This is a genomic window from Streptomyces sp. MBT65, assembly GCF_016612545.1.
Taxonomy (GTDB): domain Bacteria; phylum Actinomycetota; class Actinomycetes; order Streptomycetales; family Streptomycetaceae; genus Streptomyces.
Genome location: NZ_JAENRY010000189.1, coordinates 1 through 15189 on the forward strand (window position 1 = coordinate 1; position 15189 = coordinate 15189).

A 15189-nucleotide genomic window follows, 5' to 3' on the forward strand; every position below is an offset into this window, starting at 1 on the left:
GATGGGACGGGTAGGGGCGGCGGGGGCGAAAAACTAGGGCATCGGAGCCCCGTACCCATCCTCAGAAACCGCCCCCTGCTGCCCATACACCGGCTCGGCATCCCGCGGCCCGAACAACGCCGTAAGCCCAAGATGAACAACCAACGCAGCCACCGACCACGCCAACAACGCCCCCTTCGCCCCCAACTTCAAGGGCGCAGAGAACGTAACCCCCTTACCCACAGACTTGGCGTGCGCGAGCACGTCCTTCGTGGGCCCGAGCCACACCCCAAGCTTCCAAGCGAGGAACGACGCGAGCAGTCCCCCCAAGGCCAGCGCAGCGACCAGCGGCACACTCCCCCGCCGCCGCCACAAGAACACGACAAGCGCGCTCAGCACCCCCAAACCCACCGCAAGCAGAGTGAACGTTCCGTCCACCCCCACCGCCTGCTCCCCTTCGGAGTCCTTGAGGTAGACGACCCAGCTCTTGTCGACCACGTCCCCGACCAGCGGCACATGCGGCGCCAGCCACCACCACAACACCCCGAGCAACACACCGCCGAGCGCGACGACGACCGTGACGACCACGGCCTCGATCAGTTCGGTCTTCATCCCGGGCCCGTCCGCGCCGTAGGACGCGTCCTGCGGCGGTGCGTACACGGGATACCCGGCACCCGGGTCACCGGGGGCACCCGCGGTGCCCGGGTCACCCGGCGGCTGCCACGGATCGTGCGGGGACTGGTCACGCGGCGGCGGGGGCGGAGTCAGCGGTGCGGTCACTCTGCCATCGTGCCAGGCCCGGCTGTGCGGCGCGTCACCGGACGGCAGCCCGGCGGTAGGCCCAGGCGGCGACGGCCAGCGAAACGACCCCGACCCCGGCGCATACGGCGAGGTCACCGAGGACGAGCGCCCAGTCCGGACGCGCCGCGAAGGTCTGCGCGAAGGCCTCCACGCCGTACGTGGACGGCACCAGATCCCGCAGGAACCGCACCGCGTCCGGCATCCGATCGGCCGGCAGCACACCCAGCAACAAAGCCGCGGACATGCCCAACTGCCCGAGCAGCGTGGCGAGTTCGGGGCGAGGCGCAAGCAGTCCGAGGGCCGCGCCGAGCCCGGCGAGCGCGGCCCCGGCGAGCGGGATCACCGCCACCAGGATCCAGATGTTCCCCATCGGCAGCCCGAACAGCACGCACCCGAAGACGGCGGTGAGCGCGGTCCCCGGCACGGTGAAGGAGGCGTACGCCCCCGCCGCGCCCAGCACCACGGAGGCGGGCGGCACCGGCAGGGTGGCGTAGTGGTCGAGCCCGCCGCTGGCGCGCAGTTGCCCGAAGTACTGCGCGAGGAGATTGAGCCCGACGTAGGCGACTACGAGCACGGACGAGCCCGCGACGACGAACCGGGCGTCGTGGCTCCCGCCGTCGACGACCCCGCGCATCATGATCAGGATGCCGACCGACTGGAAGGTCGCCACGAACAGCAGCGGGATCCGCGCGACCCGCGCCCGGGACAGCTGGGCCCGGTACACGGCGGCCATGGAGGGCCACAGCCGCGCCTTGGGCCCCAGTTCGGCCGTGTCCGAGGCAGCGGCCTCCGGCACGGCCAGGGGGCCACTCGGCAGAACATCGGCGGATACGACAGTCACGTCGCGCTGCTCCTCTCGACGCCGGAAGTCGTCCGTACCCGTACGGGTACAACGGCGGTCGCCCTGTCCCATACGCATACGACGGCCCGTGTACTCATGCCTTCACCAGCCCCTGCGCGTTCCCGCCCAGTGCCAGATACACGTCCTCCAGGCTGGGCGTGGCCAGGGTGAAGTCGTCCAGGGCGGCGAACGCGGCCCCGCCGGTCACCGTGGCGACGGCCACCCGGGCCTCCTCGGGGGCGAGCCTGAGCGTCCAGCGGCGGCCCGACTCGACGGCCCGGTCCCGCAGCGCGGCGACCTCCGGGACGTCCAGCGGCGGTTTCTCCCGCCACACCAGCTCGACCCGCACCTCGCCCGCGACCTGTTCCTTGAGCCCGCCAGGGGTGTCGCAGGCGATGACCTTGCCCTGGTCGAGGACGGCGACCCGGTCGAGGACGGTCTCGGCCTCGATGACGTTGTGGGTGACGAGCAGCACGGTGGACCCGCGCTCGGCCCGGCGCCGGTCGACGGCGGACCACACGGCCCGGCGCGCGACCGGGTCCATCCCGGTGGTCGGCTCGTCGAGCACCAGCAGCGGCCGCTCCCCGACCAGCGCGGCGGCCACACACGCCAGCCGCCGCTGCCCACCGGACAGCTTCTTCAGCGGCCTGCCGGCAATGGCCGTAAGCCCCAACTCGTCCAGTACGGCATCCCGCTCGGCCCGTGCCTCGCGCAGGTCCAGACCGCGCAGCCGGGCGGTCGTCTCGGCGGCCAGCGACACGGTCAGCTCGTCGAGCGCGGAGGACTCCTGGCCGAGGTAGGCGAGGATCCGCGCGGCCCGCTCGGGGTGGCGGACGATGTCGTGCCCGAGGATCTCGACGCTGCCGGCGTCGGGCCGCATGAGCCCGGTGAGCTGGCGTACGAGGGTGGACTTGCCGGCGCCGTTCGGCCCGAGCAGTCCGAAGATCTCGCCGCGGCGGATGTCGAGGGTCACGTCGTCGGTGGCCCGCACCTCGGGGGTTCCCGGCGCACCGCGTCGGCCGCGCACCGCCGGATAGGTCTTGCTGAGCCCGCGCATCGAACACACGACGTCACCACCGTGTCGAAGTGCCTGTCCCGCGCGCGTACTCACGGGACGAGACTACGGGGTCCGGGAGCCCCGCCCGCTCGCGGGTCGGTCGAGAACGGCACAATCGTCGGTAAAGCCGTCCCGCCGCGAGGCCGCCCGGCCGCCTCCGCTCACTCCCCGGCGGGGGCGTGCTCCGCGGCCGTCCGTACGTCGATCTCGCGCCAGAAGCCGGCCCGGATCGCGTACCGGTCGTGCTCGTCGATCTGGTCGTCCTTGTGGGCGAGGAGCCCGAACCGGGCGGCGTAGCGCAGCAGTTCACCGTCGATGCGGTGCGGGACGCGCGGGTACATCCCGGACAGTTTCTGCAGGTTGCCGCCCTGGTCGCCGAGGCGGCCCATCCAGCGGCGGGCGAAGACCTGCCCCACCTCGAAGGGGTCGCCGCCGACCGTGGTGATGTCCTCCTCGCGGTCGGCCCAGCGCTGCTCGGCGGTGGTCAGCTGCGCCAGCGTCGGCATCGAGGCGACGTCGGGCGACTCGGCGGCCCCGCCCGGCCGGTCGACCCACCCTTTGTCTGAGGACCAGCGCAGGGTCGCGCTCGCGGGCTGCGGCGCGGGGACCGCCGTGCCCGGGGCCTTCAGGCTCGCCAGGTCCTTCGGGGTGGGCACGCCCTTGGCCGCGGGCACCCGCTCCTGCGTACCGTTCGGCGAACCGGCCTCGGCCGCCGCGTGCTCGCCCTCCTCGACCGGCCGTTCGCGCGCGGCCGGCGCGGACTCGGGCAGCGGCGCGGACAGGATCGCGGCGATCTCCGGCCGCGGCACGGGCGGCGGCGCACACACCCCACCGAGATCCTTCGCGCGTACGGCCTTGGTGATCCAGGTCCGGTCGAGCACCCGCCGCTCGTCGGCCTCGGCGACCAGGTCCTCGGACTGGTTGTAGTCCCCGTCGGCCGCCTGCACGGCCCACAGGTGTACGGCGACGCCGTGCTCCTTGGCGGCCATCATGCCCGGCAGCAGGTCGCCGTCCCCGGTGACGAGCACGACGTCGGAGCAGGCGCGGTTGCGGGCCAGCTCGGTCAGTTCGGCGTGCATGGCGGCGTCGACGCCCTTCTGTGCCCAGCGGCCGTCGCTGCGGGTCAGGGCGCCGAGGCGGACGGTCACGCGGGGCATCACGCGCAGCCTGCGGTGCTCGGGCTGGGGGACGCGGTCGGGGGCGCCGTCGAACCAGTAGATGCGCAGCAGCGGGCGTTCCGTGTCGGACTCGGCGCGCTCGCGCAGTCCCTGGATGAGGGCGGCGTGATCGACGGTGATCCGGGAACGCGAGGGCTCTCCGGCGAGGAGACTGGCCGCCGCTCCCAGCAGATACCCGGCGTCCACCAGGACGATGCAGCGGTCCACGCGACTCACCCTCTTCCCGGTCGGTTCACTTCGGGCTTGCTTCGAGTCTGCCCGACCGCACTGGGGTTAACGGCCCGAACTCGATCTTCGGCGTGGCGTTTCGGGGCTTCTCTCTCGCATCAACCATGTCACACACGGTAATTATCCGAAATGCGTTCTTCGTCAGCCTATGTGAATCTGGTCGCGGCCCTGGCCCCTAGATCCCCCTCAGGAGGCAGATCACCATGGCCAAGAACAAGCACCGTGACCGTAAGCAGCCGCAGTCCGAGCGCGCCCAGGAGCAGGCCACGTCGTCCTCGATGGAGGCACAGGCCGAACAGCGCATATCCCAGGCGACACCGAGCGACATGGCCCGCAAGGGCAAGCAGAAACGCTTCGGCCACAACTGAGGCCTGTTTCAAGGGTTGTTGAACGCCTGAGGGGCGCATCCGTCGACGGATGCGCCCCTCAGCCACGTCTGTTGCCCGGTGGTCAGCCGGCCAGGCAGGCCGGGCCGAGCAGCACCTTCAGGTCGCCGAACAGGGCCGGGTCGGGCTTCACCCGGTGCCGGTCCAGGCGCAGGATCGTGGTCTTGGTCGGGCCCTGGAGCTTGATGCGGACCTCGCTGTCTCCCCGGTGGTGGCTGAGGATCTCACCGAGCCTGCTGACCATGGGAGGAGTGACCCTGGTCGCCGGGATGGTGAGGATCACGGGCGCGTTGGTGCCCGCGTTCGACACGTCCGGGACCTGCATCTCCATCGCGACCAGCCGGGGCACGTCCTCGCGCTTGTCGAGGCGGCCCTTGACGAACACGATGGTGTCCTCGACGAGTTGGGTCGAGATGAGCTGGTAGGTCGCCGGGAAGAACATGCACTCGATGGAGCCCGCGAGGTCCTCGACGGTGGCGATCGCCCAGGCGTTGCCCTGCTTGGTCATCTTGCGCTGGAGGCCAGAGATGATGCCGCCGATGGTGACGACCGCGCCGTCCGCGTGCTCACCTCCGGTGAGCTGGGCGATGCCCGCGTCGGCCTTGTCGGACAGCACGTGCTCCAGGCCGAACAGCGGGTGGTCGGAGACGTAGAGACCGAGCATCTCCCGCTCCTGGGCGAGGAGATACGTCTTCTCCCACTCGTCGGTGGTGAACTCCACGTCGAGCCCGAAGCCGGGCTCGCTGGTGTCCTCCTCGCCCATGCCCCCGAAGAGGTCGAACTGCCCCTCGGCCTCCTTGCGCTTGACCGCCACCACGTTGTCGATCATCGGCTCGAAGTGCGCGGTGAGGCCCTTGCGGGTGTGCCCGAGGGTGTCGAACGCCCCTGCCTTGATGAGGGATTCGGTGGTGCGCTTGTTGCAGGCGGCGGCCTCGACCTTGTCCAGGTAGTCGGGGAAGGAGCCGTACTTCCCCTTCGCCTTGCGGGACCTGATGATCGAGTCGACGACGTTCGTGCCGACGTTGCGCACGGCCTCCAGCCCGAAGAGGATCACATCGTCGCCCTGGGCGGCGAAGTTGTGCACCGACTCGTTGACGTTCGGCGGGAGCACCTTGATCTTCATGCGCCGGCACTCGTTCAGGTAGATCGCGGACTTGTCCTTGTCGTCCTTGACCGAGGTGAGCAGCGCCGCCATGTACTCGGCCGGGTAGTTGGCCTTCAGGTAGGCGGTCCAGTACGAGACCAGGCCGTACGCGGCGGAGTGCGCCTTGTTGAACGCGTAGCCGGCGAAGGGGACCAGGACGTCCCACAGGGCCTGGATCGCCTCGTCGCTGTAGCCGTTCTTCCGGGCTCCCGCCTGGTAGATGGTGAAGTTCTTCGCCAGTTCCTCGGGCTTCTTCTTGCCCATCACGCGGCGCAGGATGTCGGCCTCGCCGAGCGAGTAACCGGCGACGATCTGCGCGGCCTTCTGCACCTGCTCCTGGTACACGATCAGGCCGTAGGTGACCGCCAGGACCTCCTCGAGGGGCTCCTCCAGCTCCTTGTGGATCGGCGTGATCTCCTGGCGCTTGTTCTTGCGCTCGGCGTAGTTGATGTGCGAGTTCATGCCCATCGGGCCGGGCCGGTACAGGGCCGAGACGGCGGAGATGTCCTCGAAGTTGTCGGGCTGCATCTGGCGCAGCAGCGAACGCATCGGGCCGCCGTCGAACTGGAACACGCCCAACGTGTCGCCGCGGCACAGCAGTTCGTACGTCTTGGGATCGTCCAGCGGGAGGGCGAGCATCTCCAGGTCGATGCCCTTGTTGGACTTCACCATCTTCACGGCGTCGTCCATGATCGTGAGGTTGCGCAGCCCCAGGAAGTCCATCTTGATCAGGCCGAGGGACTCGCACTGCGGGTAGTCCCACTGCGTGATCGTCACGCCGTCCGTGTGCCGCACCCAGATCGGGGCGTGGTCGACGATGGGCTCGCTGGACATGATGACGCCGGCGGCGTGCACGCCCATCTGCCGGACCAGGCCCTCGACGCCCTTGGCGGTGTCGATGACCTTCTTGACGTCCGGCTCGTTCTCGTACATCCCGCGGATCTCGCCCGCCTCGCCGTAGCGCGGGTGCTTGGGGTCGGTGATGCCGGAGAGGTCGATGCCCTTGCCGAGGACGTCGGCGGGCATCGCCTTGGTGAGGCGGTCGCCCATCGCGTACGGGTAGCCCAGCACGCGCGCGGAGTCCTTGATCGCGTTCTTGGCCTTGATCTTGCCGTAGGTGCCGATCATGGCGACCTTGTCGGCGCCGTACTTCTCGGTCACGTACCGGATGACCTCGACGCGCCGACGCTCGTCGAAGTCGATGTCGACATCGGGCATGGAGACGCGCTCGGGGTTGAGGAACCGCTCGAAGATCAGGCCGTGCGGGATCGGGTCGAGGTCGGTGATGCCCAGGGCGTACGCGACGATCGAACCGGCCGCGGAGCCTCGGCCGGGGCCGACCGCGATGCCGTTGTTCTTGGCCCACATGATGAAGTCGGCGACGACAAGGAAGTAGCCCGGGAAGCCCATCTGGATGATGACGTCCAGCTCGTAGTCGACCTGCTTCTGGCGGTCGTCGGGGACGCCGCCCGGGAAGCGGCGCTCCATGCCCAGGCGCACCTCCTCCTTGAACCAGGTGACCTCGGTGTAGCCGTCCGGGATGTCGAACTTCGGCATGAGGTTCTTGGCCTCGAACATGCCGGTGGTGTCAATCTGTTCGGCGACCAGGAGGGTGTTGCGGCAGCCTTCCTGCCAGGCGTCCGAGGAGTCCACGGCGTACATCTCGTCGGTGGACTTCAGGTAGTAGCCGGTGCCGTCGAAGCGGAAGCGGTCCGGGTCGGAGAGGTTCTTGCCGGTCTGGATGCAGAGCAGGGCGTCGTGCGCCACGGACTCGTGCGCGTACGTGTAGTGCGAGTCGTTCGTCACCAGGGGCGGGATGCCGAGCTTCTTGCCGATGTCCAACAGGCCGTCGCGGACCCGGCGTTCGATCTCGATGCCGTGGTCCATCAGCTCCAGGAAGTAGCGGTCCTTGCCGAAGATGTCCTGGTACTCGGCGGCTGCCTTCAGGGCCTCCTCGGGCTGGCCCAGGCGCAGCCGGGTCTGGAGCTCGCCGGAGGGGCAGCCGGTGGAGGCGATGAGCCCCTCGGACCACTGGGAGATGGTCTCCTTGTCCATGCGCGGCCACTTCTGGAGCCAGCCCTCGGCGTACGCGTCCGAGGAGAGCTTGAAGAGGTTGTGCAGGCCCGTCTTGTTCGCCGCCCAGATCGTCTTGTGGGTGTAACCACCGGAACCGGACACGTCGTCGCGCTTCTGGTGCGGCTGTCCCCACTGGATCTTGCGCTTGTTGCGCCGCGACTCCGGGGCGACGTACGCCTCGATGCCAATGATCGGCGTGACGCCCGCCTTCGTCGCCGAGTGGAAGAAGTCGTAGGCCCCGTGCAGGTTGCCGTGGTCGGACATCGCGATATGGGTCATGCCCATCTCGTTGCACGCGTTGAACATGTCCTTCAGCCGCGCGGCACCGTCCAGGAGCGAGTACTGGGTGTGGACATGCAGGTGCGTGAACGGCGGCTTTGACACGGCTTGGCCTCCAGGGACGGCAGGGGAAACGATCGACAAAGGGCAACGGACGGTCTGGGGGGACAAGACCGAATCCTATGCCTCGGGACTGACACAGGGCGGGCACTCCCACGTACCTTCGAGCGTTGGAAGGTGACGACAGACCCGTCACATGTCACGCACCACCCGTACCAGGAGGCACAGAGCGATGTCGGTTCCGCAGCTCAACGACGAGCACCGCGGCGAGGAGATCCTTGCCGTCTTCGACACCGCCTTCGGCGAGCTCCTGGCCGCCGACCCGGCTGCGTTCCGCGTGAAGTTCCGGAAGATGGCGGCCTCCGCCTTCGCCTTCTACCGGGGCACGGCGGCGCTCTTCTACCACGACCTCACTGCAAATAATCAGTTTGGCTCGAAGCGTGGCGGCCCGTACCTGGACGACCGCACCTCGCGCGTGTGGATCCACGGCGACCTGCACGCCGAGAACTTCGGCACGTACATGGACTCGAACGGCCGGCTGGTCTTCAACGTCAACGACTTCGACGAGGCCTACGTCGGCCCGTTCACCTGGGACCTCAAGCGCTTCGCCGCCTCCGTGGCGCTGATCGGGTACGCGAAGGCGCTCAGCGACGAGCAGATCACCGAGCTGGTGCAGGTGTACGCGGGCGCGTACCGCGAGCGGGTGCACGCGCTGGCGACCGGCGCGAAGAGCGACGAGGTGCCGCCGTTCACGCTGGACACGGCCGACGGCCCGCTGCTGGGCGCGCTGCGCACGGCCCGCTCGCTGACCCGCTTCGAGCTGCTGGACTCGATGACGGAGATCCGGGACTTCGAGCGCCGCTTCGCCTCGGGCGGCGGCTCCATCGAGCTGGACGCGGCCACCCGTTACAAGGTGCTGGCCGCCTTCGACGGCTACCTGGAGACGCTCCCCGAGTCCTCCCTGGACCGCCCGGACTCCTACCGTGTGAAGGACGTCGTCGGCCGCCGCGGCATCGGCATCGGCTCGGCCGGGCTCCCGTCGTACAACATCCTTCTGGAGGGCAACAGCGACGCCCTGGAGAACGATGTGGTGATCTACATCAAGCAGGCCCAGACGCCGGCCGTCTCCCGGCACATCACGGACCCGGCGATCCGGGACTACTTCCAGCACGAGGGCCACCGCACGGTGATCTCCCAGCGCGCCCTCCAGGCGCACGCCGACCCCTGGCTGGGCTGGACCGAGCTGGGCGGCACGGGTCAGCTGGTCGCCGAGGTCTCCCCGTACGCGGTGGACCTGGACTGGAGCGACATCGACGACCCGGAGGAGATCGCCGCCGTCGTCGCCGACCTCGGGCGGGCCACGGCCACGATGCACGCGGCGGCCGACGACCAGTCCGGCGAGTCCCTGGTGCCCTTCTCCACCGAGCGGGCCATCGACGCGGCGATCGCGGCCGACGAGGACGGCTTCGCGGGCGTGCTCGTCGACTTCGCGCACAGCTACGGCGCACGCGCGCGTGCCGACCACCAGACCTTCGTCGACCTGTTCCGCAACGGCCGGATTCCGGGTCTGTAACCATCCGTACGCTCACAGGAACCCTTTAGCGGTGCCTTACCGGAGCACATGACAGACTCACCTCCGCTATGGACATATCCGGGATCCAGCTCAGGGCCGTACGCGCGGCGCTGTTCACGGCACTGGTCGTGACGCTCAGCGCCGCGTCGCACGTGCTGCTGTCCCGGACCCCGCTCCCGCTCGGCACGGTGGCGGCGATCGCCGCCACCGTGTTCGTGCTCGCGTACGCGCTGGCGGGCCGCGAGCGCGGCTTCGGGAAGATCGCCGCACTGCTGATCCCACTGGAACTGGCCGCCGACACGGTGTTCACCACCGGCCAGCACGCCTGCTACGGCAGGGCGGGCGGCCCGGTCGCCGGACCGCTGCGCTCGGTCGGCCTGGACGTGCTGTGCAGCGGCGGCAGCGTAGGCACCTCGCTGGCCCGGATGACCGACGATCCCCATCAGGCGGCGGCGCTGCTCACGCACACCGACGCCACCGCCGCCTGGCTGCTGCTCGGCGCGCACATCGGCGTCGGGCTGCTGGCCGCCGCCTATCTGCGCCGCGGCGAGCGCGCGCTGTCCGAACTGCTGCGCGCGGCGACGGCGGTGGGCTTCCGCCCGCTGCTCCTGGCCGTCGCCGCGGTGACCGGCCGGCGCACCTCCCCGGTCCGCCGGCTGCCCCGCGCCACGCACCGCACGGCCACCGCCCGTGAGCGGCTGCTGGTGCACTCCCTGGGACGGCGTGGACCGCCGTGCTCGCTCCTCCTCGCGGTCTGAACGACACCGCACGCACCGAGCACCCGAGCATCCCCGAGCAGTCCCCCCATACGTATTCCGCGCACATCCTGTGCGCGTCCCTGATGGAGATCACCACCATGAGCAAGCGGAACAGCGCGGCGGCCAAGACGCAGGCCCGTGAGCGGCTGCGCGCCGAGCGCGAGCGCCAGGCCAAGCGCGCCAAGGTCAAGCGGCAACTCATAGTCGCCGGTTCGGTCGTCGGCGTCCTCGCGATAGCCGGCGGCATCGGCTACGCGGTCGTGCAGGGCAACAAGCCCGGCTACTGGGAGGCGGCGAAGGACGACAAGCTCGTCAAGCCGGCCAACACCACCGGCACCAACGGCACGACCGTCGTCCTCGGCAAGAGCACCGCCAAGAAGACCCTCGTCATGTACGAGGACCCGCGCTGCCCGATCTGCGCCCAGTTCGAGCAGACCGTCGGCTCGACCGTGAAGAGCGACTGGGACGCCGGCAAGTTCAAGATCCAGTACGTCGGTGCCACGTTCATCGACAACAAGGACAACGGCGAGGGCTCCAAGAACGCGCTGAGCGCCATGGGTGCCGCGCTGAACGTCAGCCCCGAGGCGTTCCTCGAGTACAAGACCGCGCTGTACTCGACGAAGTACCACCCGGACGAGTCGACCGACAAGTTCAAGGACGACAGCTACCTCATCAAGGTCGCCGACACGGTCCCCGCCCTGAAGGGCAACACGAAGTTCCAGACCGCCGTGAAGAACGGCACCTACGACAAGTGGGCGCTGGACATGTCCGCCACCTTCGACAAGAGCGGGGTGACCGGCACCCCGACCCTGAAGATGGACGGCAAGACGCTGACCGGCTCCGACGGCACGAACGCGCCGATGACGGTGGCCGACTTCACCACGGCGATCACGGCGGCCCTCAAGGCCTGAGCCTTGTTGTAAGACGCTGTTGCAAGACGCGCAGCCGAAGAGCGGGCGAACTTTTACGAGTTCGCCCGCTCTCGTTAATACTGATCAGTAACCTGTTCGCTCGTGACCAGTCGATACAGAGCAACCGAGAGCGTCAACTCGCCCTCCCCGCGCCGCCGTACGGTCGTCAAGGCCGCGGCCGCCACCGCCGTTCTGGCCGGCCCGCTCATCGCCGCGCTGCCCGCCGGGGCCGCCACCGAGACCCCGGCCTTCCTGCACGGGGTCGCCTCCGGGGACCCGCTGCCGGACGGCGTCCTGCTGTGGACCCGGGTGACCCCCACCGCCGAGGCGGTCCCGGGTTCGGGGCTCGGCCCGGACACCGAGGTGAGCTGGACCGTCGCCACCGACAAGGCGTTCACGAACATCGTCTCCAGGGGCTCGCTCACCGCGACCGCCGCCTCCGACCACACCGTCAAGGCCGACATCCGCGGCCTGTCCCCGGCCACCGACTACTTCTTCCGCTTCGCGGCCGGCGGCACCGACTCCCCGGCGGCGCGCACCCGCACCGCGCCGGCGGCGGACGCCACCGTCTCCGGCCTCCGCTTCGGCGTCGTCACCTGCGCCAACTGGGAGGCCGGCTACTTCTCCTCGTACCGCCATCTCGCGGCGCGCGGCGACCTGGACGCCTGGCTGCACCTGGGCGACTACATCTACGAGTACAAGTCCGGCGAGTACGGGACGCGCGGCACGGTCGTACGGCCGCACGCACCCCTGAACGAGATCATCACGCTCGCCGACTACCGCACCCGGCACGGCAAGTACAAGACCGACCCCGACCTCCAGGCGCTGCACGCCAAGGCGCCGGTCGTCGCTATCTGGGACGACCACGAGTTCGCGGACAACGCCTGGTCGGGCGGCGCGGTCAACCACACCGAGGGCGCGGAGGGCACCTGGACGGCCCGCCAAGCGGCCGCGAAACAGGCGTACTTCGAGTGGATGCCGGTCCGCCCGGCGATCGAGGGCACCACCTACCGCCGCCTCCGCTTCGGCAAACTGGCCGACCTCTCCCTCCTCGACCTGCGCTCCTTCCGTTCGCAGCAGGCGAGTTCGGGCAGCGGCTCGGTCGACGACCCGGACCGTACGATCACGGGACGCGCCCAACTCGACTGGCTGAAGGCCGGGTTGAAGGCCTCGGACACCAAGTGGCGGCTGGTCGGCAACTCGGTGATGATCGCGCCGTTCGTCATCGGCTCACTCACCGCCGACCTGCTCAAACCGCTGGCGAAACTGCTGGACCTGCCGCAGGACGGCATCGGCCTCAACACCGACCAGTGGGACGGCTACACCGACGACCGGCGCGAACTCCTCGCCCATCTGCGCTCGAACGCGATCGGCAACACGGTCTTCCTCACCGGCGACATCCACATGTCCTGGGCCAACGACGTGCCCGTGGACGCCGGTACGTACCCGCTGTCGGCGTCCGCGGCGACGGAGTTCGTGATCACCTCGGTGACCTCCGACAACCTCGACGACATAGTCAAGGTGCCCGAGGGCACGGTCTCCGCGCTGGCCGCGCCGATCATCCAGCTCGCCAACCGGCACGTCCACTGGGTCGACACCGACCGCCACGGCTACGGCGTCCTCGACATCACGGCCGACCGGGCGCAGATGGACTACTACGTCCTGTCCGACCGCACCTCGCCCACCGCGACCTCGTCCTGGGAGCGGTCGTACCGCACGCGCAGCGGCACGCAGAAGGTGGAACGGACGTACGACCCGGTGTAGGTCTCTAGAGGGTCTCCAGGAAGCCGAGCGCCACCCGCCAGGTGGCCTCGGCGGCCTCCTCGTCGTAGTCCGGGAGGTCGGGGTCGGTGTACAGGTGGCCGGCTCCGGCGTACCGGTAGATCTCCACATCCGCGCCCGCCCTGCCCATCTGGAGATACCAGGAACTGAGCCAGTCGTCCGTCTCGAACTGGTCCGGCTCGGCGACATGGAGCTGGACCGGGAGAGCGTCGACGGAGGCGTTGGCCGCGATGTCCGAGGTGCCGTGCAGGAGCAGCAGCCCGAGGGCCTTCTCGTCGCCGAGGGCGAGGGTCTGGGCGACGGAGGCACCGAGCGAGAACCCGGCGTAGACGAGCCCGCGCTCGGAGTAGGGGGCGGCGGCCAGCACGGCCCGCTTCAGCAGCTCCTCCTTGCCGATCTTCTCGTTCAGGGCCCGGCCGTCCTCGACCGTGTCGAACGTATGCCCCTCGAAGAGGTCCGGCGTCCACACCTCGTGGCCCGCGGCGCGCAGCCGGTCGGCGGCGTCGCGGACCGCCGGCCGGAGTCCGTATATCGAGTGGAAGAGCATGATGTTCATGAAGCCATCGTGCCAGTACGGTCGGACACATGGAGAACGTACTGCGCCCGCTGATCGTCATCGGCGGCTCCGTCGTCCTCACGCTGCTCATCGGCTGGGTCACCGACCTGCTGCTGCGCAAGGCGGACGCCCGCCACGACGACACCACGCTGTGGGGCCTGCTGCGCCGAGGCCGTGTCCCCTACCAGCTACTGCTCTGCGCGGCCTTCCTCAGAGGCTCCTACGACCAGGCGCAACTCCTTGAGGAACACCGGATCGGCATCGGCCAGACCCTGACCCTGGTACTGATCGGCGCGACCGCCTGGCTGATGATCCGGGTCGCCGCCGCGATCGTGGAGTCGTCGTACTCCCGCTACGCCCGCGCCTCCCGCGACGCGGCCCGGGTCCGCCGGGTGCGGACCCAGGTGACGCTGATCACGCGGGTGGTGGCGGCGATCGTCGGCGTGGTGGCGGTCGCGGCGATGCTGCTGACGTTCCCCGCGATGCGCGCGGCCGGTGCCTCGCTGCTGGCGTCGGCGGGTGTCCTCGGCATCGTCGCCGGTGTGGCCGCGCAGTCGACGCTCGCGAACCTCTTCGCGGGTCTTCAGATCGCCTTCGGTGACATGGTCCGCATCGGCGACACGGTCGTCGTGGACGGCGAGTGGGGCACGATCGAGGAGATCACCCTGACCTTCCTCACGGTACGGACCTGGGACGAGCGCCGGATCACCATGCCGGTGTCGTACTTCACGTCCAAGCCGTTCGAGAACTGGTCGCGCGGCACCCCGCAGATGACCGGCATCGTCTACTTCCAGGTCGACCACTCGGCCCCGGTCGACGCGATGCGCGAGCAGCTCCGCGAGATCCTGCGGGCCTGCCCGGCCTGGGACGGCCGCAGCTACGGCCTCGTCGTCACCGACACCACCCCCAACACCATGGAGGTCCGGGCCCTGGTCACGGCGAAGGACGCGGACGACATCTGGACGGTACGGGTCACCGTCCGCGAACAGATGATCCGCTGGCTGTACGTGGAACACCCGTACGCCCTCCCCCGCGTCAACACGGCCGACGCGGCCCCGATCCCGGGCGAGGACACATCACCCAACGGAAGCGCGGGGCGAACGGCGCATGAGCCGCCCGGGGGGGGGACCGCGGCTGACGGATGAGGAGCGGACGGCCGACGCCGGGCGGCAGCGGCAGGCAGTAAGCGACGGACCGTCGCTGCCAGGCCCCGGGACGACTCCGGAGCCCAACGGGCATGCTGAGCACCGACGTTGACCTGGCCAAGCCACCCGGTCCCCGCAACGGGGCTTCGCCGGCGACGCCTTCGCCTTCAGGGACGCGGGGCTGCATTCACCAACGGCTCCGCCGCGAGGCGCGACCAGCCGAGACGACACCACGGCCGACCAGCCACCTCAACGGCCCCGCCTTCCAGGGACGCGGAGCTGCATCCATCAGCAGCTCCACCGCAGGAGACGACCAACCGAGACGACACCACGGCCGACCGACCACGGGCCCCGCCGCCTCAACGCACCTCCGCCGCCAACACCCCCGCCGTCCAGGGACGCGGGGCTGCCTTCATCAGCGACTCCGCCACAGCG

General features: G+C 69.6%; 12 protein-coding genes. 6 read left to right on the forward strand and 6 right to left on the reverse strand.

The genetic code is table 11. From position 1 onward, the window contains the following. Nucleotides 1-33: 33 nt before the first annotated feature. The 4 genes from JHN63_RS33695 to JHN63_RS33710 all read right to left on the reverse strand — a co-directional run bounded on the left by JHN63_RS33695 (nucleotide 34) and on the right by JHN63_RS33710 (nucleotide 4063). Nucleotides 34-759 carry a hypothetical protein gene (locus JHN63_RS33695; RefSeq protein ID WP_200687905.1) on the reverse strand — a complete coding sequence of 242 codons (726 nt, stop codon included), beginning with the start codon at nucleotides 757-759 and terminating at the stop codon, nucleotides 34-36. A 34-nt stretch (nucleotides 760-793) separates the two neighbouring features. Next, a complete protein-coding gene (locus JHN63_RS33700; protein WP_200687907.1) occupies nucleotides 794-1621 on the reverse strand; it encodes an ABC transporter permease in 828 nt (275 codons plus the stop codon). A gap of 94 nt (nucleotides 1622-1715) precedes the next feature. Next, a complete protein-coding gene (locus tag JHN63_RS33705; protein WP_200687923.1) occupies nucleotides 1716-2687 on the reverse strand; it encodes an ABC transporter ATP-binding protein in 972 nt (323 codons plus the stop codon). 152 nt (nucleotides 2688-2839) lie between these two features. Then, nucleotides 2840-4063 carry an NYN domain-containing protein gene (locus JHN63_RS33710; RefSeq protein WP_200687909.1) on the reverse strand — a complete coding sequence of 408 codons (1224 nt, stop codon included), beginning with the start codon at nucleotides 4061-4063 and terminating at the stop codon, nucleotides 2840-2842. A gap of 224 nt (nucleotides 4064-4287) precedes the next feature. Here JHN63_RS33710 and JHN63_RS33715 point away from each other — a divergent pair, with 224 nt between their 5' ends. Then, nucleotides 4288-4452: a hypothetical protein gene (locus tag JHN63_RS33715; RefSeq protein WP_019067731.1), complete on the forward strand. Its 165-nt coding sequence runs from the start codon at nucleotides 4288-4290 to the stop codon at nucleotides 4450-4452. A gap of 82 nt (nucleotides 4453-4534) precedes the next feature. Here JHN63_RS33715 and dnaE read toward each other — a convergent pair whose 3' ends face one another. Next, nucleotides 4535-8074 (reverse strand): DNA polymerase III subunit alpha, encoded by a 3540-nt coding sequence (gene dnaE, locus JHN63_RS33720; RefSeq protein WP_200687911.1) that lies wholly within the window; start codon nucleotides 8072-8074, stop codon nucleotides 4535-4537. A gap of 187 nt (nucleotides 8075-8261) precedes the next feature. Here dnaE and JHN63_RS33725 point away from each other — a divergent pair, with 187 nt between their 5' ends. The 4 genes from JHN63_RS33725 (at nucleotide 8262) to JHN63_RS33740 (ending at nucleotide 13035) form a co-directional block, all read left to right on the forward strand. Then, entirely contained in the window at nucleotides 8262-9602 is a 1341-nt protein-coding gene (locus tag JHN63_RS33725; RefSeq protein ID WP_200687913.1) for a DUF2252 domain-containing protein, read from the forward strand. Nucleotides 9603-9670: 68 nt separating this feature from the next. After that, a complete protein-coding gene (locus tag JHN63_RS33730) occupies nucleotides 9671-10360 on the forward strand; it encodes a hypothetical protein (protein WP_200687915.1) in 690 nt (229 codons plus the stop codon). 98 nt (nucleotides 10361-10458) lie between these two features. Continuing rightward, entirely contained in the window at nucleotides 10459-11271 is an 813-nt protein-coding gene (locus tag JHN63_RS33735; RefSeq protein ID WP_200687925.1) for a thioredoxin domain-containing protein, read from the forward strand. 102 nt (nucleotides 11272-11373) lie between these two features. Beyond that, nucleotides 11374-13035: an alkaline phosphatase gene (locus JHN63_RS33740; RefSeq protein ID WP_200687917.1), complete on the forward strand. Its 1662-nt coding sequence runs from the start codon at nucleotides 11374-11376 to the stop codon at nucleotides 13033-13035. A gap of 4 nt (nucleotides 13036-13039) precedes the next feature. Here JHN63_RS33740 and JHN63_RS33745 read toward each other — a convergent pair whose 3' ends face one another. Continuing rightward, a complete protein-coding gene (locus JHN63_RS33745) occupies nucleotides 13040-13609 on the reverse strand; it encodes a dienelactone hydrolase family protein (RefSeq protein WP_200687919.1) in 570 nt (189 codons plus the stop codon). A gap of 29 nt (nucleotides 13610-13638) precedes the next feature. Between JHN63_RS33745 and JHN63_RS33750 the strand changes: the two genes are divergently transcribed. Beyond that, a complete protein-coding gene (locus JHN63_RS33750; RefSeq protein ID WP_200687921.1) occupies nucleotides 13639-14754 on the forward strand; it encodes a mechanosensitive ion channel family protein in 1116 nt (371 codons plus the stop codon). Nucleotides 14755-15189 lie beyond the last annotated feature (435 nt).